General features: G+C 58.4%; 22 protein-coding genes. 13 read left to right on the top strand and 9 right to left on the bottom strand.

What is annotated here, in order from left to right; genetic code table 11:
- Positions 1-53: 53 nt before the first annotated feature.
- The 6 genes from ACR3EH_RS17235 (at position 54) to ACR3EH_RS17260 (ending at position 4,575) form a co-directional block, all read left to right on the top strand.
- Positions 54-758, top strand: coding sequence for an endonuclease/exonuclease/phosphatase family protein (locus ACR3EH_RS17235; protein ID WP_171090504.1), 705 nt, complete (start codon positions 54-56; stop codon positions 756-758).
- An 83-nt stretch (positions 759-841) separates the two neighbouring features.
- Positions 842-1,255, top strand: a complete 414-nt coding sequence (locus tag ACR3EH_RS17240) for a Fur family transcriptional regulator (RefSeq protein WP_171090502.1) — start codon at positions 842-844, stop codon at positions 1,253-1,255.
- Between the two features lie 134 nt (positions 1,256-1,389).
- Positions 1,390-2,268, top strand: a complete 879-nt coding sequence (locus tag ACR3EH_RS17245; RefSeq protein WP_171183545.1) for a DMT family transporter — start codon at positions 1,390-1,392, stop codon at positions 2,266-2,268.
- Between the two features lie 136 nt (positions 2,269-2,404).
- Positions 2,405-3,682: a phosphopyruvate hydratase gene (gene eno, locus ACR3EH_RS17250; protein WP_171090498.1), complete on the top strand. Its 1,278-nt coding sequence runs from the start codon at positions 2,405-2,407 to the stop codon at positions 3,680-3,682.
- A gap of 48 nt (positions 3,683-3,730) precedes the next feature.
- On the top strand, positions 3,731-4,270 hold the full coding sequence (locus ACR3EH_RS17255; protein WP_171183542.1) for a GNAT family N-acetyltransferase: 540 nt from the start codon (positions 3,731-3,733) through the stop codon (positions 4,268-4,270).
- 140 nt (positions 4,271-4,410) lie between these two features.
- Positions 4,411-4,575, top strand: a complete 165-nt coding sequence (locus ACR3EH_RS17260) for a hypothetical protein (RefSeq protein WP_171676328.1) — start codon at positions 4,411-4,413, stop codon at positions 4,573-4,575.
- Here ACR3EH_RS17260 and ACR3EH_RS17265 read toward each other — a convergent pair.
- From ACR3EH_RS17265 to mazG, 3 genes are all read right to left on the bottom strand, one after another.
- Positions 4,572-5,021, bottom strand: a complete 450-nt coding sequence (locus ACR3EH_RS17265; protein ID WP_171090492.1) for a GNAT family N-acetyltransferase — start codon at positions 5,019-5,021, stop codon at positions 4,572-4,574. The two genes, ACR3EH_RS17260 and ACR3EH_RS17265, sit on opposite strands and share 4 nt — an antisense overlap.
- Positions 5,018-5,959: a nucleoside hydrolase gene (locus ACR3EH_RS17270; RefSeq protein WP_171183538.1), complete on the bottom strand. Its 942-nt coding sequence runs from the start codon at positions 5,957-5,959 to the stop codon at positions 5,018-5,020. The genes ACR3EH_RS17265 and ACR3EH_RS17270 overlap by 4 nt, the downstream gene beginning before the upstream one ends.
- Positions 5,960-6,020: 61 nt before the next feature.
- On the bottom strand, positions 6,021-6,878 hold the full coding sequence (mazG, locus tag ACR3EH_RS17275) for a nucleoside triphosphate pyrophosphohydrolase (protein ID WP_171183654.1): 858 nt from the start codon (positions 6,876-6,878) through the stop codon (positions 6,021-6,023).
- Between the two features lie 66 nt (positions 6,879-6,944).
- Between mazG and ACR3EH_RS17280 the strand changes: the two genes are divergently transcribed.
- The 4 genes from ACR3EH_RS17280 to ACR3EH_RS17295 all read left to right on the top strand — a co-directional run bounded on the left by ACR3EH_RS17280 (position 6,945) and on the right by ACR3EH_RS17295 (position 10,598).
- Complete coding sequence (locus tag ACR3EH_RS17280) at positions 6,945-8,108, top strand: M20 aminoacylase family protein (protein ID WP_171183536.1); 1,164 nt, start codon at positions 6,945-6,947, stop codon at positions 8,106-8,108.
- 12 nt (positions 8,109-8,120) lie between these two features.
- Positions 8,121-9,095 (top strand): agmatinase, encoded by a 975-nt coding sequence (speB, locus tag ACR3EH_RS17285; RefSeq protein ID WP_171183534.1) that lies wholly within the window; start codon positions 8,121-8,123, stop codon positions 9,093-9,095.
- 87 nt (positions 9,096-9,182) lie between these two features.
- The gene (speB, locus tag ACR3EH_RS17290; protein ID WP_171183532.1) at positions 9,183-10,130 is read left to right on the top strand and encodes an agmatinase; all 948 of its coding nucleotides are present in this window, start codon (positions 9,183-9,185) and stop codon (positions 10,128-10,130) included.
- A 66-nt stretch (positions 10,131-10,196) separates the two neighbouring features.
- Complete coding sequence (locus tag ACR3EH_RS17295; protein WP_171183530.1) at positions 10,197-10,598, top strand: DUF1499 domain-containing protein; 402 nt, start codon at positions 10,197-10,199, stop codon at positions 10,596-10,598.
- A gap of 15 nt (positions 10,599-10,613) precedes the next feature.
- Here ACR3EH_RS17295 and ACR3EH_RS17300 read toward each other — a convergent pair whose 3' ends face one another.
- Positions 10,614-10,895 (bottom strand): hypothetical protein, encoded by a 282-nt coding sequence (locus ACR3EH_RS17300; RefSeq protein ID WP_171090481.1) that lies wholly within the window; start codon positions 10,893-10,895, stop codon positions 10,614-10,616.
- 62 nt (positions 10,896-10,957) lie between these two features.
- Here ACR3EH_RS17300 and prfA point away from each other — a divergent pair, with 62 nt between their 5' ends.
- The 3 genes from prfA (at position 10,958) to ACR3EH_RS17315 (ending at position 13,675) form a co-directional block, all read left to right on the top strand.
- Entirely contained in the window at positions 10,958-12,013 is a 1,056-nt protein-coding gene (prfA, locus tag ACR3EH_RS17305) for a peptide chain release factor 1 (RefSeq protein ID WP_171676336.1), read from the top strand.
- A complete protein-coding gene (gene prmC, locus ACR3EH_RS17310) occupies positions 12,010-12,855 on the top strand; it encodes a peptide chain release factor N(5)-glutamine methyltransferase (protein WP_171090479.1) in 846 nt (281 codons plus the stop codon). Before prfA ends, prmC begins: the two co-directional genes overlap by 4 nt.
- Positions 12,856-13,096: 241 nt before the next feature.
- The gene (locus ACR3EH_RS17315; protein ID WP_171090477.1) at positions 13,097-13,675 is read left to right on the top strand and encodes a DUF4167 domain-containing protein; all 579 of its coding nucleotides are present in this window, start codon (positions 13,097-13,099) and stop codon (positions 13,673-13,675) included.
- Positions 13,676-13,727: 52 nt separating this feature from the next.
- Here ACR3EH_RS17315 and rsmA read toward each other — a convergent pair whose 3' ends face one another.
- The 5 genes from rsmA to lptG all read right to left on the bottom strand — a co-directional run bounded on the left by rsmA (position 13,728) and on the right by lptG (position 20,117).
- Positions 13,728-14,570: a 16S rRNA (adenine(1518)-N(6)/adenine(1519)-N(6))-dimethyltransferase RsmA gene (rsmA, locus tag ACR3EH_RS17320; RefSeq protein WP_171090475.1), complete on the bottom strand. Its 843-nt coding sequence runs from the start codon at positions 14,568-14,570 to the stop codon at positions 13,728-13,730.
- 84 nt (positions 14,571-14,654) lie between these two features.
- A complete protein-coding gene (gene pdxA / locus ACR3EH_RS17325; protein ID WP_171183528.1) occupies positions 14,655-15,620 on the bottom strand; it encodes a 4-hydroxythreonine-4-phosphate dehydrogenase PdxA in 966 nt (321 codons plus the stop codon).
- Positions 15,617-16,870 (bottom strand): peptidylprolyl isomerase, encoded by a 1,254-nt coding sequence (locus ACR3EH_RS17330; RefSeq protein WP_171183526.1) that lies wholly within the window; start codon positions 16,868-16,870, stop codon positions 15,617-15,619. Before ACR3EH_RS17330 ends, pdxA begins: the two co-directional genes overlap by 4 nt.
- On the bottom strand, positions 16,861-19,017 hold the full coding sequence (locus tag ACR3EH_RS17335; protein ID WP_171183524.1) for an LPS assembly protein LptD: 2,157 nt from the start codon (positions 19,015-19,017) through the stop codon (positions 16,861-16,863). Before ACR3EH_RS17335 ends, ACR3EH_RS17330 begins: the two co-directional genes overlap by 10 nt.
- Positions 19,017-20,117 carry an LPS export ABC transporter permease LptG gene (lptG, locus tag ACR3EH_RS17340; protein WP_171183522.1) on the bottom strand — a complete coding sequence of 367 codons (1,101 nt, stop codon included), beginning with the start codon at positions 20,115-20,117 and terminating at the stop codon, positions 19,017-19,019. Before lptG ends, ACR3EH_RS17335 begins: the two co-directional genes overlap by 1 nt.
- Positions 20,118-20,251: the final 134 nt, after the last annotated feature.

The following is a 20,251-nucleotide window of genomic DNA, read 5'->3' on the forward strand; positions in this document are numbered from 1 at the left end:
GCGCACCGCGCCAGAGGTGGCACATTGGGCGCAAGCCCATTGGTCAAGCCCTTATGAAACCGTCTTCAACCCTACGTATCGCTAGCTATAACATTCAAAAATGCCTCGGGCTGGATTTCCGGCGTCAACCGCAGCGCATCCTGCAGGTCATCGAACACATGCGGGCCGACATCGTTGTGTTACAAGAGGCTGACAAACGCCTGCCGCCCCGCCCGGCGGCCCTGCCGCATTTCATGCTGGATGAGGCGGGTTGGCAGATCGTCGATCTGGGCGGGGCCGGAAGCCTTGGGTGGCATGGCAATGCGGTCATCTGGCGTGGTGACGGCATTGCAGTCCGGCAAACAGGGCATCACGAATTGCCGGGGTTAGAGCCGCGCGGGGCTGTCCGAGTCGAGTTTGACACTCAAATCGGGCCGCTGCGGGTGATGGGGATGCATCTTGGGCTGTTGCCCGCATCCCGTAGGCAACAGATTTCGCATATCCGGCGCTGTGACGACGATCTTGACCAGATGCCAACTGTCTGGGCCGGGGACTTCAATGAATGGTCGCGACAACCAGTTCTGGACCATCTGGCCCCCGAAATGCGCTTTCTACCGCCTCGCCCCAGCTTTCCCGCAGCACAACCTCTGGGCGCGCTGGACCGGATCGCGCTGGGCGCAGGGGTGCAGGCCACTGCACATGGGGTTCACGACGCGCGCCCGGCGCATATCGCATCGGATCATCTGCCCGTTTGGGCCGATCTGACACGTGCCGCGTGAGATCAGCGGAAAAGCAGAAATCCTTGTGGCGCAAACGGCGCAGACATACTAAGACAGAGACCCGAGCAAGTCTGAGGGGCATCATGTCGGATACGATTATTGGGCGTTGTGAGGCCAAGGGCCTGCGCATGACCGGTCAAAGAAGGATCATCGCGCAGGTATTGGAGCAAAGCGACGACCATCCGGATGTCGAAGAACTTTATGCACGTGCTTCTGCCGTCGACAAAGGTATCTCGATCGCGACGGTCTATCGGACGGTCAAACTGTTTGAAGAGGCCGGGATTCTGGAACGTCTGGAATTCGGCGACGGCCGCGCGCGGTATGAAGATGCCGAGCGTGATCACCATGACCACCTGATCGACATGCAATCGGGCGAGGTTATCGAATTCGTCGACCCCGAAATCGAAGCCCTTCAGGAAAAAATCGCGGCAAAACTGGGATATAAGCTGAAAGGTCATCGGCTGGAACTGTACGGCGTGCCGCTGGAACAGGACTGATCCATCACGAAACGCGATTGATTAACCCACGTTAATTCATCAAGCGTGACGGGAATTTGTCTTGCCCGCGGCCGTCGCATCAGGTTGTTGTGCGCGATAGGCACCGGATGTGCCCTTTTCCTGTGGACGCGCAAATGAACAACGTAAACGGCATTCTGCTGCTCATAGGGTCGATGGCGGCCTTTGCACTTGAAGATATGTTCATCAAGGTCTTGTCGGTCTCTGTACCGACTGGGCAGATCATGGTGTTCCTCGGTCTGGTCTGTGGCGTCGTGTTCGCCATCTTGTCACTGGTCTCGCGTAAGCGGATTTTTGATCCGGTGGCCTGGCAATTACTGCCAATGGTACGTGCGGCAACCGAAGGGGTCGGGGCGGTGACCTTTGTGACAGCACTGTCTTTGATTGATCTGTCCACGGTCGCCGCCGTGTTTCAGGCCATGCCCCTTGCTGTCACCATGGGGGCGGCACTGTTTCTGGGTGAACAGGTTGGCTGGCGGCGCTGGAGCGCCATTGGTGTTGGTTTCATCGGCGTTCTGATGATCATCCGCCCTGGTTTGGAAGGATTCCAGCCCGAATCCCTGTTTGTGGTGTTGACCGTCATTGCCATTGCCGCACGGGATCTGATCACGCGCAAGCTGGACGTGCGGGTGGCCTCGACCGTTGTAGCAATGCAGGCCTATATCGCCGTTGCGCTGGCCGGGGGACTTTTGATGGCGATGTCTGGTGCATCCTTCACACCACTTCAGGATGGACAAGCCCTGCCATATTTAGGCGCCGTAGGGTTTGGCGTGATTGGGTACTACGGCATTGTTACTGCAATGCGTGTGGGCGAAGCGTCGGCTCTTATGCCGTTCCGCTATACACGTCTGGTGTTTTCGATCCTTGCGGGGATGCTGATGTTTGGTGAGCGGCCAGATGTCCTGACAATGGCGGGCGCGACCCTTATCATCGGGTCCGGTCTGTACACCTTTGTCCGCGAACGGCGATTGGCTCGCGAACTTGTCCCAGCCTGATCTTGTTGGCGCAAACAGAATACTGTTAGCCCTAAAGGGCGGTAAATATGCGTGTTAGCGTTAACGGAAACGGTTTACTTTTGGGCCGGTGCTGCTATGACGCGTGCAACCGACTGCAGCCATAGGGACAGGCCTCATGAGCACCATCATCGACATCCACGCACGCGAAATTCTGGACAGCCGGGGCAACCCCACGGTTGAAGTCGACGTCATTCTGGAAGACGGCACCATGGGCCGCGCTGCCGTGCCGTCCGGCGCATCAACCGGTGCCTATGAGGCAGTGGAAAAGCGCGACGGCGACAAATCGCGGTACATGGGCAAGGGTGTTCTGGAAGCCGTTGCCGCCGTGAACGGTGAGATCGCCGAAGAACTGGTAGGTTTCGACGCGACCGAACAGGTGGCCATCGATCAGGCGATGATCGAGCTGGATGGGACCGAAAACAAGGGCCGTTTGGGTGCAAACGCCATTCTGGGTGTCTCACTGGCGACCGCCAAGGCCGCAGCAGATTTTACCACGCAGCCGCTGTATCGCTATGTCGGCGGCACCTCAGCCCGTGTTCTGCCGGTGCCGATGATGAATATCATCAACGGCGGTGAGCACGCGGATAACCCGATCGACATTCAGGAATTCATGATCATGCCGACCTCGGCCGCGAACATCCGCGAGGCGGTGCGCATGGGGTCCGAGGTGTTTCATACACTGAAGAAAGAGCTCTCGGCGGCTGGTCTGGCCACCGGTGTCGGTGATGAGGGTGGCTTTGCCCCCAACATCGCCTCGACCCGCGAAGCGCTGGATTTCATCCTGAAGTCCATCGAAAAAGCGGGTTACAAACCGGGTGAAGAAATTCACCTGGCGCTGGATTGCGCCGCGACTGAATACTTCAAAGACGGCAAATACGTTCTGGCAGGCGAGGGTATCTCACTGTCGTCCGAAGAAAATGCAGCCTATCTGGCGGCGCTGGTCAATGACTATCCGATCATCTCGATCGAAGACGGCATGTCCGAAGATGACTGGGACGGTTGGAAAGCCCTGACCGATGCCATCGGCGACAAGGTGCAGCTGGTGGGTGACGACCTGTTCGTGACCAACCCCGCACGTCTGGCCGAAGGGATCGAACGCGGCTGCGCGAACTCGATGCTGGTCAAGGTGAACCAGATCGGTTCGCTGACCGAAACCCTGCGCGCCGTCGATATGGCACACCGTGCGCGTTACACCAACGTTATGTCCCACCGCTCGGGTGAGACCGAGGATGCCACCATCGCCGATCTGGCTGTGGCGACCAATTGCGGTCAGATCAAAACCGGCTCTCTGGCCCGGTCGGACCGGTTGGCCAAATACAACCAGCTTATCCGTATCGAGGAATCTTTGGGCGAGGTCGCGGAATACGCGGGCGCGTCGATCCTTCGCAAATAACCCGTGTGGTGCTAGGCTGGCCCTTGGGTGCGATCCGGGGGTCACGTCTTGCTGAAGATTATTGAACCAGAAACGCCGGACCAGCTGAACGCGGTTCGGCGTTTGTGTTGGGACTATCGGGATTTCCTGCTGACGCTGGATGAGCGATCTGTCCAGATCGTCCAAACCTTCTACGCCAAGGAAAAATACGCCCGTTTGATGGACACTCTGGCAGCAGATCATGCACCGCCTGACGGCGGACTCAAACTGGCCATGCTTGACGGAGAGCCGATTGGTTGCGGCATGTTTCACACAATTGCGCCGGGTGTGGCCGAAATAAAGCGGGTGTATGTGAGGGACACAGCAAGGGGATCCGGTGCAGGGCGTGCAATCATGCTGTCGCTGATTGAAACCTGTCGGGATCTTGGTTTCGATTACATCCGAATGGACACCGGAAAACCGCTGAAAGCCGCGACTCAATTATACCTGTCTTTAGGGTTCCATCTGCGTGGTGCTTACTCTGAGATTCCAGAAATCGCTCGGGATCATCTGCTCTTTTTTGAAATGCAGCTCACGGAAGTCAAAAAAAGTAAAGATAACGATAATTGAATTTAATCAGCGTTTTACGCGCCGAAATGCCTTATTTTGTCCGCTTTAGATCTGCTTAAATTTTATTATGTGTGAACTTGTTACTAACTATGCCCGCGCTGAATCCCGTAACCTCGGTTCATTACAGAAAGGGGGCTACGATGTCTGTATCAAAATTCCTTCTGATAATCGCCACAACGTCCATAACCATTCTGTCCGCGTGTGCGGGTCCGGGAACCTACCCGATAACCGGGGAAGAAGTATCGGCGAATGATCCGGTTCAGGACATGAATCCCGCCAATATCTTCCGGGGAGAATCGCGCTAAAGCGCCTTGCTCATCAGCATGTACTTTTCGCGGGGTCTGAACCCGGTACGCAGGTACAGTTTCTGAGCGGCCTCATTGGTTCTGTCCACTTCAAGATGAAGCGCGGTCAGACCCGCTCCGGCCAATGCCTTGGGAAGATCCAGCAAAACCTCGGTGGCGATGCCACGGCCGCGGACGGCAGGGCGGATATAGATTTCGTCTACGAACCCGTCCATGCCACCGAACTCGACTGACCAGCCGAAGGTGAGGATGATATAGCCCAACGGCGCGCGTCCCGGGCCAATCAGGTAGACACAGCCATGGGGGATGCCTTCCAGCAAGGGGGCAAGGGCATTTCGGGTTTTGTCAGCGTCCTGTTCGATCCGCGCCTCGGCATGAAACGCAGTGACCAGCGCCATCAGGCGGTCCAGATCTTCGGGGCGCGCAAGGCGCAGAGCGGCGCTCATAGTCGGGCCAGCCTTTCTGTCAGCAGGGCAAAAAAGCCGTCCGCGTCGAGGTCGCCAACAAACAGCGCATTAGGTGCACGGTCGGTCACGCCCCACCAATCGGCGACGGTCATGCCCATGGTCAGTTCCGACCGGGTCTCAACCTGGACATTCACATGACGGCCCGAGAACAATTCGGGCCGGATCAGATAAGCGGTTACGCAGGGGTCATGCAAAGGGGCGCCCGCGCTGCCGTATTTTTCCTTGTCGAAGCGTTCAAAAAAGTCGGTCATTTCCGCCACTGCAATGCCGACCTTGTTTCCCAATGCCCGGAATGCATCATTGCGGGGTTTGGTGACCAGCGCTTTGTGCGTGACATCCAAGGGCATGACCACGATGGGCCTGCCGGATCTGAAAACAATATCAGCGGCTTCCGGGTCGACGTGGATGTTGAATTCGGCTGTGGGGGTGATGTTGCCCACTTCGAAATAAGCGCCCCCCATCAGCACGATTTCCTGCACCCGATCGACGATGTCGGGGGCCTTGCGGAACGCCATGGCGATGTTGGTCAGTGGCCCCAACGGGCAGAGTGTCACGGTGCCCGATTCATGTTTGCGCAGTGTCTCAATGATGAAATCAACCGCATGTCCGTCCGCCAGCGGCATTTCAGGGTCCGGCAGAACGGGCCCGTCCAATCCGGTTTTGCCATGTACATGTTCTGCCGTGACCAGAGGGCGGATCAAAGGGCGATCACATCCCGCATAGACAGGAACATCCGCCCGGCCCGCCAGTTCGCAGACAATCCGAGCGTTCTTGGCGGTGAGCGCCAAAGGTACGTTCCCGGCAACGGCAGTGATGCCCAGAACTTCGATCTCATCCGGGCTGGCCAGGGCCAGCAGGATGGCGACGGCGTCGTCTTGTCCGGGGTCGGTGTCGATGATGATTTTGCGCGGTGCCATTGTGCCTCCGGGGTCTTGAAGCGCGGACACTCGCAAGTGTCACCGCACTTGTCCAGCAGTTTCAGGCCCCGGTCGGCGCGTCCACCGGCGGGAGTTTGCCATTGGCGCGATGTTCCTCGGTTTTGACATCGTCCCAGAGCGCATCCATCTCGGCAAGATCGCTTTGTGCGGGGGTTTTGCCCCGCTCGGCCAGACGGGCTTCGACCTGTTCAAAGCGGCGGGTGAACTTGGCATTGGTGCGGCGCAGGGCGGCCTCGGGTTCGATACCCAGATGGCGCCCAAGATTGACCATCACAAACAGCAGATCGCCGAATTCGTCCTCAAGCGCATCGGCGTCCATCCTGTCACGCGCTTCTTCCAATTCGGCCGCTTCTTCTGTGATCTTGGCCAACACATGGCTGGCATCGGGCCAGTCAAAGCCCACGCGAGCGGCACGTTTTTGCAGTTTGTGAGCGCGCAGCAGGGCGGGCAGGTTCGCCGCGACACCGTCCAACGCGCCTTTCTGTTCCTTGCCCGCACGCTCGGCGGCCTTGATTGCTTCCCAATCCTTGGTCTGCTGATCGGCTGACTTGTCGCGGGACTCGTCACCAAACACATGCGGATGGCGGCTGACCATCTTGTCCGACATGGTTCGAACCACGTCTTGAAAGGTGAAATGCCCGGCCTCTTCAGCCATTTGCGCGTGAAAGACAGATTGGAACAGAAGATCGCCCAGTTCTCCTTTCAGCTCATCATAAGCCTCGCGCTCAATGGCGTCGGCGACTTCATACGCCTCTTCAATCGTATAGGGTGCGATGGTCGCGAAATCCTGCTCGATATCCCACGGGCAGCCACTTTGTGGGTCGCGCAGGCGGCGCATGATTTCCAGCAAACGCTCGATACCAGCGTCGCTGTCGTGGATCAGAGGATTTTCGGCCATTGCGAACCCTTTCGTTCCGGTGTCAGATGCATCCATTCCGCAGTCCTGATCAGGAGTCCACCCCAGATGCCCGTCGTCAACCGAATTGCCGATTTCTCAGCCGATATGTCCGCATGGCGGCAGCATTTGCACACGATCCCTGAATTGGAGTTCGAGTGCTATGAGACAGCCGCCTTTGTGGCCGAGCGTCTGCGCGAGTTCGGGGTGGATGAACTGCATGAAGGCATCGCCAAGACCGGAATGGTTGCGATCATCAACGGGCAGGAGGATGGCCCGACCATCGGCCTGCGCGCGGACATGGACGCTTTGCCCATCGCCGAGGAAACCGGGGTGGAGTACACGTCGACACATCCGGGCAAGATGCATGCCTGTGGCCACGACGGGCATACGACGATGCTGCTTGGGGCTGCACGCTATCTGGCCGAGACGCGGAATTTCCGCGGCCGCGTCGCGCTGATCTTTCAGCCTGCCGAGGAAGAAGGTGGCGGTGCTGGCGTGATGGTGGAAGAGGGCATTATGGAGAGGTTCGACATTTCTCAGGTCTATGCGCTGCACAACGCGCCGGGTTTTGCAGAAGGGGCGTTCTATACCACGCCCGGGCCGATCATGGCGGCGGTTGATACGTTCGAGGTACATATCCAAGGTGTCGGTGGCCACGGTGCCATGCCGCATGAGACGCGCGACCCTGTGATGGCGGCCTGTGGTATCGCGCAAGCTATTCAGACGATTGTCAGCCGCAACCACTATGCCTTGGACGATCTGGTGGTCTCGGTCACGCAAATCCATTCGGGTACGGTCAATAACGTGATTCCCGACACGGCTTATATCAATGGAACGGTACGCACGTTCGATCCGGCTGTGCAGAAAATGGTGATGGAGCGAATGGAGCAGATCGTACAGGGGCAGGCGGCGTCTTATGGGGTTGAGGCAAGACTGGATTATGACGTCAACTATCCCGCAACGATCAATGATGCCGAAAAAGCCAACTTCGCTGCTGACGTGGCACGTGAGGTCGCGGGCGAGGATCGGGTGATCGCCAACGCAGGCCGCGAAATGGGGGCCGAGGATTTCTCGTACATGCTTCAAGAACGGCCCGGCGCGTATCTGTTCTTGGGGCAAGGCGAGGGGGCAGGGCTGCACCATCCCAAGTACAACTTCAACGACGATATCGCACCGGTCGGCGCGTCCTTTTTCGTACGTATCGTGGAAAAGGCGCAGCCGTTGGGCTGATGGGGTAAACAGATGGCACTGGAAGACGCAAAAAACCAGGTGGACGAGGCGTTCACCAATCCGGACCTTAAAGGGTTGTCTTATGAAAACACCTTTGGCGGGGCGACCTCGTTCCTGCGACGGCTGTACACCAAAGATCTAAGCGGCGTAGACATCGCGGTGACCGGGGTGCCCTTTGATCAGGCCGTCACCAATCGCCCCGGCACGCGCCTTGGCCCGCGAGCGATCCGCGAGGCCAGCGCCCTGCAATCGCCTGACGCGCCTTATGGATGGCCTTTTGATGCCCTCAGCGAACTGGCCATCGTGGACTACGGAGACATGGCGTATGACTATGCCAATATCCCGGCTTTTCCCGACACCCTAACCGATCACATTCGCACCATTCTGGCGGCTGACGTGGCCTCGGTCACGCTGGGCGGGGACCATTATATCAGCTTCCCGATCCTGAAAGCCTATGCCGAGAAATACGGACCCATGTCATTGCTGCAATTTGATGCGCATACAGACACTTGGGCCGATGATGACATGTCCCGCGTTGATCACGGGACAATGTTCTACAAGGCGGTGAAGTCGGGGATTGTGGACCCGAAACGCTCGGTCCAGGTGGGCATTCGCACCACCAATGAGGACACACTGGGCGTCAACATAATCGACGCGCGTGAGGTTTATGAATCTGGCCCTGCGGCGGTCGCACAGAAGATCAAGGGTATACTGGGTAACAGCCCAGTCTATCTGAGTTTCGACATCGACGGGTTGGACCCAGCCTTTGCGCCGGGTACCGGCACGCCGGTTTGGGGCGGGTTAAGTTCCATTCAGGCACAGATCATCCTGCGCGACATTGCCGGTATCAACATCAAGGGCGGAGACGTAGTCGAGGTCTCTCCGCCCTTTGACACATCCGGCGCAACGGCGATTGCCGGGGCGCATGTGGCGACGCAGATCATCTGTCTGCTGGGATGGGATAAGCTGGCCAAAGAGAAAGAGTAAACCTGTTTGGGTACCCGTTAACTTCTGGTTAGCCATACTTCCGGTATGTGCTGGAAGACGTAAAAAAAAGGATGGGGCGGCACGCGCATGACAGAATTCAACCAACCGGTCAGCGGCAATGACTTGGCGCGTTTCTCGGGGCCGAACACGTTTATGCGCCTTCCACAGGCCGCGTCACTGGCGGGGCTGGACGTGGCGGTGCTTGGCATTCCGATGGATATCGGCACCTCGTGGCGGTCGGGCACTCGGTTTGGCCCGAAACAGATCCGCAGTGAAAGCGCGATGATCCGGCCCTATAATATGGCCACGTCGGCGGCCCCGTTTGACAGCTTGCAGATCGCTGACATCGGGGATCTGGCGATCAATACCTTCTCATTGTCGGACAGCCTGAGGATCATCAAAGAAAGTTATGATGCAATACTGGCAAAGAACGTCATCCCGGTGGCGATGGGGGGTGATCATTCAATCACCTTGCCGATCCTGCGGGCGATTGCCGCCAAGCACGGGCCGGTAGCGCTGGTGCATGTGGATGCCCATGCGGACGTGAATGACGAGATGTTTGGTGAAAAGGAAACCCACGGCACCGTTTTCCGCCGCGCCTACGAAGAAGGGCTGATCGTTCCTGACAAAACCTTTCAGATCGGCATTCGTGGATCAGGCTACGCGGCATCGGACTTTACCGAGGCCAAGGATTGGGGTTTTCGCCAGTTTCCCGCCTGGGAGCTGTGGCAGCAGAACCTGACCCAGATCGGCTCGCAGATTCGCAAGACCATCGGTGAGCATCCGGTTTATATCACCTATGACATCGACAGCCTGGATCCGGCCTTTGCTCCGGGCACCGGCACGCCAGAGATTGCGGGGCTGACGACCCCACAGGCGTTGCAACTGATCCATGCGTTGCAAGGGGTGAACGCGGTGGGCTGTGACCTTGTCGAGGTCTCACCACCATATGACCCATCGGGAAACACGGCGCTGACGGCGGCGAACCTGATATATGAGATGCTGTGCATCCTGCCGGGGGTGACGTCGCGGTAAACCGGTGTGGAACGGGTTGTGCAGGCGCTTCATCCGCCTAGGATTTGCCCCAGAGGGTAAAGTGGGATGAAAAAGATGGTTCTTTGGGCAGTGCTCGCGCTTGTGATCGGACTAGGCGCTTATATCCGGCTGGCCCCATCCGACCCTGCGCAATGGAATGTTGCGCCGGTCGCACCCGTGGATCAGGACCTGCCCGGCGGTGTGGTGCGCGTTGTCGAAACCGGCCCCGAAGGTTTGCAGCGTCTGGACCAGATCATCCGCGCCACGCCCCGCACATCGGTTTTGGCAGGGTCTGTCGATGCAGGCATGATCACCTACATCACCCGCACGAAATGGATCGGCTTTCCCGACTACACCACGGTTCAGCAGGACGGCAACTCTCTGCGCGTTCACGGCCGCCTGCGGTTTGGGCGCAAAGATTTTGGCGTGAACAAGGCGCGGGTTGATGGGTGGTTGCAGAAGATGTGATTGAGCGGTGGTGGTTTAAGACGCGTCGTCCGAAGCTGCCTTCCCAAAGGGTTTACTCTGCAACCCTGATGACAAGCACCCTTCCTGAACCTCTCGCCACATGGGAACGTTCAGCGACATTTGACATTGCGCGGTGAACATACGGCCGTCGACCTGCAGGCAGATCATCTCGCCCAACTCGATGCGCGTCCCGGACGTGTCGGTGCAATAGCAATCGCGGGTTTTACCGTCCGGGCCGACGTAATCAGCGAAAACCGGCGTGGATGTCAGCAGTAAAGCAAGCAAAATCCGTTTCATGACAGCAAGCTTAGCATGACGTTGCCCTTGACCAAAGCCCCGGGATGAGAGACACCGCCCGGATGATCCCCGAAGAACGTCTTGAACAGATCACCCAGCGTTTTCAATACCTCGAAGCAGCCATGGCCGATGGCGTGTCGGGGGGCGATATTGCGACGCTTGCCAAGGAGTATTCCGACCTCAAGCCGGTGGTTGATCAGATCATGGCCTGGCGGCAGCTGGTCGCGGATCTGGCCGAGGCCCAGGCGATGTTGGCCGACCCGGACATGAAAGAACTGGCCGAAGAGGAAATCCCTCAGCTACAGGCCAGTATTCCTGCGGCGGAACAGGCCCTGCAATTGGCGTTGCTGCCAAAAGACGCGGCCGATGCGCGCCCGGCGATGTTGGAAATTCGCCCTGGAACCGGCGGCGATGAGGCCGCTTTGTTCGCAAGCGACCTCTTGCGCATGTATCAACGCTATTCCGAGGCGCGGGGCTGGCGGTTTGAGATTATCGAGGAACAGGCCTCGGATTTGGGCGGCATCAAAGAGGTCGTGGCTCATATCAAGGGCGACAATGTCTTTGCCCGGATGAAGTACGAATCCGGCGTGCACCGCGTGCAGCGCGTACCCGAGACGGAAAGTGGCGGGCGGATTCATACATCGGCTGCGACAGTGGCGGTTCTGCCCGAGGCCGAGGATGTGGACATCCAGATCGACGCAAATGACATCAGAATCGATACGATGCGCAGTTCAGGCGCGGGTGGACAGCACGTCAACACCACCGACTCGGCGGTCCGGATAACGCACCTTCCGACGGGGTTGGTTGTAACGAGTTCCGAGAAGTCACAGCACCGTAACCGCGAGATTGCCATGCAGGTGCTGAAGACACGGCTTTATGATCTGGAGCGGCAGCGGATTGACAGTGAACGCTCGGCAGATCGGGCCAGTCAGGTGGGCTCGGGCGACCGTTCGGAACGTATTCGTACCTATAACTTCCCGCAAGGTCGCATGACGGATCACCGCATCAACCTGACGCTTTATAAGCTGGATCAGGTCATGCAGGGCGATCTGGATGAGGTCATCGATGCGCTGACGGCTGATGATCAGGCGCGGCTGCTTGCCGAGATGGCGCAATGACCGGCCTGCAGACAGCGGCACAGGCCATGGTGGCGGCAACGGCCCGTCTGCGGGCGGCTGGCGTGGATGACCCCGCGCGCGATGCACGACTGCTGCTGGCCCATGCGGCGCGCATAGAAGCCAGTCGGGTGACGCTGATTGCGCCCGAGGAGTTGCAGCCCGAGATTGCCGAGCGCTATGACCAGTTGATCTCGCTTCGCGCCATTCGGGTGCCAGTTTCACATTTGTTAGGCGAACGAGAGTTTTATGGGCGCCGGTTCCGGGTCAGCCGGGATGTTCTGGATCCACGACCCGAAACCGAAACCCTGATCGAAGCAGCCCTGAGCGCGCCGTTTGATCACGTTCTGGATTTGGGGGTCGGCTCGGGTTGCATCCTGATTACGTTGCTGGCCGAACGTGCCAGCGCGTCAGGCGTCGGGGCCGATCTGAGCGAAGCTGCCTGTCTGCAAGCCAGTGCAAATGCGATTGAGCATCAAGTTCAGGGGAGAGTGGATATTGTGCGCTCGGATTGGTTTGAAAACATTGATGGTCAGTTTGACCTTATTGTTTCCAATCCACCTTATATCTCAGTGGACGAAATGGTCGAATTGTCACCAGAGGTCAAAGAGCACGAGCCGCGTATGGCCCTAACCGACGAAGGAGACGGGTTGGGTGCATATCGTCGGATTGCCGCGTCAGCCCCCGATTTTCTTCTGCCGGGGGGGCGGATTCTTGTTGAAATAGGCCCAACGCAGGCCAAAAAAGTTGCCGCTTTGTTTGATGCGGCAGGGCTTGTAGATGTTTGTGTGATCCCTGATCTGGATGGGCGCGACCGTGTGGTTGGCGCAAAAATGCCGGGTTGATCGGCAGGATTGCGACCAAAAAGCGCTGCCCGAACCAAAAAACCTGGTGAAAACCCGAGATTCCTCTTGTCTGCGCGGTCAGGACATGCTTACTCAGGATTAGTCGGCGAGGTTGACGCTGTTGCAGCGCACCCCTGACGCCAAGCCCAAAAAAGTCGAGATCCCGTCACGGCAAACGCCTTAGAGCAGTGCAAAACACGGGTGGTTCGACAGCGAATTGACAAGGCTGACGTAGAGAAAGATGAGATCTTCCAAATCCCGCTCGCGGGCCAAGAATAACCGCAATCGTCCCTCCGGCGGCAACGTCGTAAACCGTGTGTTTGACAGCTCGGGCCCCGAGGGCAAAGTGCGTGGCACGCCGCAGCAGATCATTGACAAATACAATCAACTGGCACGTGACGCGCAACTGTCAAACGACCGTGTGGCGGCTGAGAACTTTCAGCAGCATGCCGAGCATTACTTGCGAATGCTGAGCGAAGCGCAGCGCGAAATGGAAGCCCGCCGGGAAGAGCAGGAGCGCCAGAACCGCGAACGCCAGGCCGAACGGGATCGCGAACGCGCCGAACGTCAAGAACGCGAAGCCGCCCGTCAGGCCGACCCGGCCGAAGCGCCGCAGCCGGATGTGATGGATTTCGCAGCCCCCGAGGCCGCACCTGAAAGCGGGTTGGTTGAAACTCCGGAAAGCAAAGAGGCTGAAGGCTCAGCTCCGGAGAAAAAGGAAAAACCTGCACGCAAGCCGCGGGCGCGGAAGCCCAAAGCTGCACCGGTGAGCGAAGAGGCCCCTAAAACCGATGGGGACGCACCGGAAGCGGCCGAATAAGCCAAGCAACAGATCGAACGAAAAGCCCCGGTAGAACCGGGGCTTTTTATTTTCAGGTCTTTTGAACTTCGCGGGCCAGTGCGCAGAACGCTTCCAGCGGAACTTGTTCCGCGCGTTCCGTGGGCTGAATCCCTGCCGCCAGCAAACGGTCTTCGATATCGGGGGCCACGCCCTTCAATGAAGCCCGCAGCATTTTGCGACGTTGATTGAAGGCCGCAGCCACAACACGGGACAGGATGGCAGCATCGGCAGGATAGCGGGGCTCGGGCAGGGCGGTCAGGTGAACCACGGCGCTGGACACCTTGGGCGGTGGGGTGAACGCGCCTGGGGGCAGCGACATGGCGATGCGCGCCTCAGCCCGCCATTGCGCAAGGATGGCGAGACGGCCGTACGCCTTGCTGCCGGGTTGAGCGACGATACGTTCAGCAACTTCGCGTTGGAACATCAGCGTCAGGCTTTGCCAGAAAGGTGGCCATTCGGGTGGCGTCAGCCAACGGACCAGCAACTCGGTTCCCACGTTATAGGGCAGGTTGGCCGCAACGCGGATCGGCGGCGTCAGGTGTTCCAGCGGGTTGATTTCCAGCGCATCACCGTTGATGACCTGAAGCCGTCCGGGATACGCCGCAGCGATGTCGTTCAGGGCAGCGATACAGCGCGTGTCTTTTTCCAGTGCGACGACCTTGCGCGCGCCTTCAGACAAAAGCCCGCGTGTCAAACCGCCGGGGCCAGGGCCGATTTCCAGCACATCACATTCAGTCAGGTCCCCGGCCTGACGGGCGATCTTGGCGGTCAGGTTAAGGTCCAGCAGGAAGTTCTGACCCAATGACTTGCGCGCCGAGAGCTGATGGGTTGCGATGACCTCGCGCAGCGGGGGAAGATTGTCGATAGCGCTCATGATCCGATTACCGTGATGCAAAGGAGCGCATGTGCGCCAGAGATTTTTTGCCTCCGGCGGAGGTATTTTCAGCCAGGTGAAGGATCAAGAGCTTTTTGCCATGCGTTGAGCGAGCTTCAGGGCCTCGATCAGGCTGGTGGGCGTGGCAATGCCTTTCCCGGCGATGTCCAGCGCTGTGCCGTGATCCGGCGACGTTCGGATAAAGGGCAGGCCCAGTGTCACATTCACGCCGCGGTCGAAATCCAAGGTTTTGATCGGTATCAGGGCCTGATCGTGATACATCGCGATCGCCGCATCATAGCGCGCGCGGGCCGCGGCGTGAAACAGCGTATCTGCCGGGTGGGGGCCAGTGAGCGTCGCGCCATCGAGGTTCAGTTCAGCGACAAGCGAGGCAATCCAATCGCCTTCCTCAGTTCCCATTTTGCCGCCTTCGCCCGCATGAGGGTTGAGGCCAGCGATGGCGATGCGCGGGTTGGCGATGCCGAACTGCTTGCGAAGGCCAGCAGCGGTAATCTCGATCGTATCGCGTAGGAGATCCGGGGTCAGGGCTTCTGGAACTTGTGACAACGGAATATGAATTGTAGCAGGCACAACACGCAGTTGATCGCTGGCCAACATCATCACGACCCGTTGCGTTCCAGAAAGGGCGGCAAGAAACTCGGTATGGCCGGGATAGCTGAATCCGGCCCCGTCTATCAGAGCTTTTTTGTGGATGGGCGCTGTGCAAAGCGCCGAGGCGTGTCCTGCTTTTACCAAGTCGACACCGGTTTCGATGGCATCGATCACAGAAGGTGCATTGGCGGGGTCGGGCTGGCCAGGCACATTGGGGACCAGGAAGTCCAGTTGTAGGACGGGCAACGCTTGATCGCAGACCGTCAGGGCCTGCGCGGGATCTTCGATTTCCGCGACCGGAGTCCCAGCAGGCAGGTGGCTGGCATCGCCGATATAGAAGAACGGGCAGGAGCCGCGTAGCTCGTCCCAAGCTTTGGCCGCTATTTCGGGACCGATCCCCGCCGGTTCACCACAGCTGAACGCGATTGGGCGGGTCATTCCTGAACGATAATAGCGTCGGCCCGCAGCTGTTCCACCAGGCTTTCGGCAAAGGCTGTAAGGCGTTGCTGTGCCAAGGCATTGGCCACGTCCGCGCGAGAGGTGTTTTCACCCAGATCACGTGTGCGGTTGCACAGCATCAGGAACATCAGCGTTTGACCGTTGTTGCGCGTCAGGTTTGTAGACACCTCGTTGCGGTCCAGCTTGGCCAATTCTACCGCGACATCACGGGGCACCTCAGAAGGGGCGGCGTCGATGCGTTCCAAGACTTCTGGGGGTTGATCCTTGGCGATTCCATAAAGGTCATCGCAGGTGTCGATCTCTTCTTTCAGGCGTGTGGCTTGCGACAGCGCGTCGGCATTGCGGCCACCTGGGATGTAGTAGATCGCATAATCCAGCTTTGAGATCGGGGCGGCTGAGGTTGCAACTTCACGAAGGCCGCGCATCTGGAACAAGGCGACAGCATTTGGCAACGAAATGGGATCCGTGACCTCTCCGTTTTGAAGTCCCAGGATTACAGGCTGCAGAGCTGGCGGAAGGTCTGTGATGTTCAGCCAGTCCAACCGTCCGCCCTGATCACGGGTGGCGGCTGCGGAATATTGTGCTGCGGCTGCCGAAAACGCATCAACACCTTCCAGCCGCGAGATTTCCTGAGCCAGCAGTTCGGTCTGCGCAACGGTTTGCTGATTCACCGGGATGATAATTTCGGACAAAAGGACTTGAAGCCCACCGCCCCCGGTCTGCCCAAGGGCCCGGTCGATCTCATCTTCGGTGGGACGCGCCTGAGACAGGTAGCGTGAGCTGATGTAGTCACGCCAAGCCAACTGATCCGCGATGTAATCCCGAACGGTCTCAGGGTCGACGCCTGATTCCCCAAGCAATTGCAGGAACTGTTCCGAGGATAACTGGCCGCGCGACGCAAATTCGTCGATGCCCAGTTGGACGGCCTCGGGGGCCGCTTGCACGCCAGCTTCGCGCATGACTTGTTGGCGCAGCTTTGCATTGATCAGGGCGTCTCGCACGTCGGCTTCGCTGCCGCCGGGCAGGCCCAGTACGTTCAGGAATTGCAGCCGTTGTTCGAGTTCGTACCAGGTAACGATGTCCTGATTGACCCGGATCGCAGGAGAAAACAGGCTTTGCGCCATGGAATGCGTGCCTGCAACTGCGAAAATCGCGGCAGTCAGCGCCGGTGCGACCGGTTTAAGCCAACCGGAACGTAGAAACCTGGAGAAACCTGATATCAACTGCATGTTCTCTTGTATGTCTTGCCACCGCTTTCGACAGAGTACCCTGTCAATGACAGGGTAAAGCCGAATTCTGTCGAAGGCTCAATAGTGGATGTTGAAGTAAAGCGCCGGCTTACAGACATGTTAACCTGCACGCATTCGTTGCGATATGTCACGCCCAGACCCAAACGGATCGGTTCGGATTGGCCCAGATCATAGCGCGCCTGGGCATTCGTCAGCCAGTTCTGATCGACCTGATACCGGCCGACAAGCCAGATTTCCGAGATCTCGTCGACGATATTTTCCGCTGGATCCGGTTCCTGCCAGATGTAACTGCCGGAAATCCTCGCAACCTCGTTTGTCCAGGCACCACGCAGTTCTGCTTTGACAAAACTGAAATCGCTGTCGATCAGTCCGCGACCGCCAAGGGACCAGCCATTGTTGGTTTGAATCTGTCCTGCGATCAGCAGATCGGATGAGGTGCCTTGCAAACCCGATGTCAGGGTGAAATTCGGATCGGCATCCGCCCGGAACACCTGACCGACGGTGGCCAGCGCCTGCCAGCCGCCTGCACCGTAACGGGCCCAGTTCAGGCCAACAACACCTGTTGCACCGTCTTCGCGCTGATCTTCCGCTGGGAAACGCGAGAGCGCCAGCAAGTTACCCTGATCGAATTCCTGAAAAGTGCTCTCGTCATTTGGCACGTCTGTGTCCGACACATGCGTCCATCCGATCTGAGCGATGGGCTCAAGGAATTGCACGGCACCTGATTGCTCGCGCCGCGTCATCGGATAGCGCAATGTCAGAGCAGCCCTTGGCGTTGAGCGTGTGACCTGCGAGGGGAAATTGCTGTCATGGCGAATGTTGAACGTGTCGACAGATGCCCCCAGCGTTACGTCGGCGCGCAGGCCCGAAGCGAAGGTCCAGCTGCGCAGCCACTCTGCGTCAAACGTGGCGCGGGCGATGTCTCGGCCAACAATGTCTGCGTCGCTTGTACGTTCATGGGCGTGGCCGATAAAGGCCAGCCGCACTTCGCCGCCCAAAGCACCGGGGAAAAAGCGTTTTTCGTAATTCAAATCGAATACGCGAGACGGAATTTCGTCCTGGTTTTCACTTTCGCGCAGCGTTTTGTAATGGATCAGGCTGGTTTTGAATGCGGTATCTCGCTTGATCCGCTCCAGCGAAAGTTCACTGCGCAAACGGTCCGGATCAGGCAGGCCGTAATCCACAAGATAGGCATCATCCGAGGCGGTTTGCACTTGGAAGGTCAGCCGGTAGTCATTCTTGAGGTTGAACCAGCCATTTGCGAACAGGTAGCCACGATCTTGATCAGGCTGAATGTCATCGCGGGTATAGGCACCATCTAACTGAATACGTCCGTTCACAAAGGCTTGACGGTATCTGTAACCCAACGTTGTCGTGTTGCCTGATACATAAGGTGTCAGCGTCAGGTCCTTGTGGTCCCCCAGCTTGATGAAATACGGAACCTGAACGCCTGTTCCCAATTGTGAGGTACTGCGGATCGAAGGCACCAGAAAGCCTGTCGCGCGGTCAAGCGTGGGATCGGGTAGGCGCAGATAGGGGAAATAGAATACCGGGTAGTCCAGCACCCGAAGCTGCGCGCCTTCGAAATAGAGCTGTTGTTCCAACTGGTCATGGGTGACACGACGGGCCCTAATCTGCCAGAGCGGCGGCTTGCCGTTGGCGCAGACATGGCAGGACGTAGCCGAGACTTTACTGAATTGTGTATAGCGGCCCGCTGCTCGTTTTGCCTGGACCGAAGCAATCTGAACCTGCTGGTCAAACACCATTCGTGCACCGATCAGCAAACCGTTTTGAATGCCACTGTCGAGCTGTCCAGAGTCCGCCAGCAGCGTTGTCTGACCGCCCTGATCGATACGGATGGGGCCTTCCAGTGTCAGCTGACCGGTTTCACGGTCATAAGTCACACGCTGAGCGGACAGCTTGATGTCGCCCTGAAAAGCCTCGACATTGCCTTCAGCCACCAGTTTGCGTTCAGGCGTGATGAAAACCTTGTCGGCGACCAGCAGGGCGGGCTCTTCCTGCGTTTCTGCGCCCTGAGGCTGTGCAGGCGTCGATTGGGCCACAAGGGGTGCCGGGGCGGACAATGCCAGCGCGCCGGTCAGCAAGAGGGGAACAAAGCGCCGCATCAGCCGTCCTCCGCATGAAGCAGCAAGCCAAGAGACAGCAAAATGGCAGCAAAGGGCGGTGCCCAGGCAGCGATGTATGTGGGCAATTGTCCGTTTTCCCCGAGGATTTGCGCAAAGTTGCGGACGAAGTAGATGGCAAAGCCAAGCAGAACCGCTGTTAGTACCGCAATACCCGTTCCGCCAAAGCGGACGTGACGCATGGTGAAGGCTGCTCCGATCAGGACCATCGAGACCAGAAAGAAGGGGCGTGCCAGTTGCACTTGCAGCCAGACCTCATACTGTTTGGTCGAAAAGCCTGCTTCGCGCAGATCCGCGATCAGTTGCGGCAGGTCGTAAACCGAAACGGAATCTTGTTGTCCCAGCGTGTCGAGAATGCGCTGGCGGGTTAGCGAAGTCGGAAGGTCCAGGCGGTCATGAACAACGGCGTTGGTTTCGGGGTTCCCACCGTCTTGCATGGACCAGATCTTGGCGTTGGAAAGAATCCACCGGCCATCCTCCAGATCGGCCCGGTCGGCAATGATCTGTTGGGTTGGCTTTCCATCGCGTGCAAATGTGATCACTGTCACGTCGTCCAGCCCCAGCTTGTCGCCGTTTGAGGTGCCCCGCGCGTGGATCACCGCTTGTCCGTTTTCCGCCGATTGGCGCAGCCACAACCCTTCACTGCTGATCGACAGGGCAGAGCTGCCATTGTTGCGATAGGAATCGGACAGGCGCTGGAACTCTTCCGAGGTGGCAGCGGCGATTGGGTTCAGCAATGCCACGGCCAGCACACCGATGGTGAGTGCAAGAAGGACAGGCGCCACCAAAGCGCGGATGCCCGAGCGGCCGGTGGCACGTGTCACCACAAGCTCTGAGGTGCGCGCAAGCCCTACGAAAAGGGCGATGGTCGACAAAATGACCAGCAGCGGTAGCATTTCGCTGATCGCGGCCGGTGTGTTGAGCAGTGTAAGTTGCAACAACTGACCGAAAGACAGGTCATAATCGTCAAACCGGCGAATCTGTTCGATCAGATCGATAAGAATCATCAGTGTTAGGAAAATGCCGCCAATGACCAGAAAACTCTGCATGAAACGTCGGGCGAAGTAGCGGTCGAGGATCACAGGCGCGCCCCCGCAAAGCTTGCAACACGGGCGTTCGGGCCGCTTGCGCGCGCGCAGAATGTTCTGCGCAACGGCTTATGCCTGCCCTCTCGTGCCACGTCTTTCTCCCCCGAGCCTGCCGGTTATTTTTCGGA

This window comes from Ruegeria sp. BG7 (assembly GCF_056535685.1).

Bases quoted from the DNA above. Each gene is read 5' to 3' on its own strand.
- rsmA (WP_171090475.1), bottom strand. From the start codon at position 14,570: ATGAGCGCTATCGACAATCTTCCCCCGCTGCGCGAGGTCATCGCAACC.
- ACR3EH_RS17260 (WP_171676328.1), top strand. From the start codon at position 4,411: ATGTCTGTATCAAAATTCCTTCTGATAATCGCCACAACGTCCATAACC.
- ACR3EH_RS17245 (WP_171183545.1), top strand. From the start codon at position 1,390: ATGAACAACGTAAACGGCATTCTGCTGCTCATAGGGTCGATGGCGGCC.
- eno (WP_171090498.1), top strand. From the start codon at position 2,405: ATGAGCACCATCATCGACATCCACGCACGCGAAATTCTGGACAGCCGG.
- speB (WP_171183534.1), top strand. From the start codon at position 8,121: ATGGCACTGGAAGACGCAAAAAACCAGGTGGACGAGGCGTTCACCAAT.
- speB (WP_171183532.1), top strand. From the start codon at position 9,183: ATGACAGAATTCAACCAACCGGTCAGCGGCAATGACTTGGCGCGTTTC.
- prmC (WP_171090479.1), top strand. From the start codon at position 12,010: ATGACCGGCCTGCAGACAGCGGCACAGGCCATGGTGGCGGCAACGGCC.
- ACR3EH_RS17335 (WP_171183524.1), bottom strand. From the start codon at position 19,017: ATGCGGCGCTTTGTTCCCCTCTTGCTGACCGGCGCGCTGGCATTGTCC.
- pdxA (WP_171183528.1), bottom strand. From the start codon at position 15,620: ATGACCCGCCCAATCGCGTTCAGCTGTGGTGAACCGGCGGGGATCGGT.
- ACR3EH_RS17330 (WP_171183526.1), bottom strand. From the start codon at position 16,870: ATGCAGTTGATATCAGGTTTCTCCAGGTTTCTACGTTCCGGTTGGCTT.
- mazG (WP_171183654.1), bottom strand. From the start codon at position 6,878: ATGGCCGAAAATCCTCTGATCCACGACAGCGACGCTGGTATCGAGCGT.
- ACR3EH_RS17270 (WP_171183538.1), bottom strand. From the start codon at position 5,959: ATGGCACCGCGCAAAATCATCATCGACACCGACCCCGGACAAGACGAC.
- ACR3EH_RS17265 (WP_171090492.1), bottom strand. From the start codon at position 5,021: ATGAGCGCCGCTCTGCGCCTTGCGCGCCCCGAAGATCTGGACCGCCTG.
- ACR3EH_RS17300 (WP_171090481.1), bottom strand. From the start codon at position 10,895: ATGAAACGGATTTTGCTTGCTTTACTGCTGACATCCACGCCGGTTTTC.
- ACR3EH_RS17240 (WP_171090502.1), top strand. From the start codon at position 842: ATGTCGGATACGATTATTGGGCGTTGTGAGGCCAAGGGCCTGCGCATG.
- ACR3EH_RS17235 (WP_171090504.1), top strand. From the start codon at position 54: ATGAAACCGTCTTCAACCCTACGTATCGCTAGCTATAACATTCAAAAA.
- ACR3EH_RS17295 (WP_171183530.1), top strand. From the start codon at position 10,197: ATGAAAAAGATGGTTCTTTGGGCAGTGCTCGCGCTTGTGATCGGACTA.
- ACR3EH_RS17280 (WP_171183536.1), top strand. From the start codon at position 6,945: ATGCCCGTCGTCAACCGAATTGCCGATTTCTCAGCCGATATGTCCGCA.
- ACR3EH_RS17315 (WP_171090477.1), top strand. From the start codon at position 13,097: ATGAGATCTTCCAAATCCCGCTCGCGGGCCAAGAATAACCGCAATCGT.
- prfA (WP_171676336.1), top strand. From the start codon at position 10,958: ATGATCCCCGAAGAACGTCTTGAACAGATCACCCAGCGTTTTCAATAC.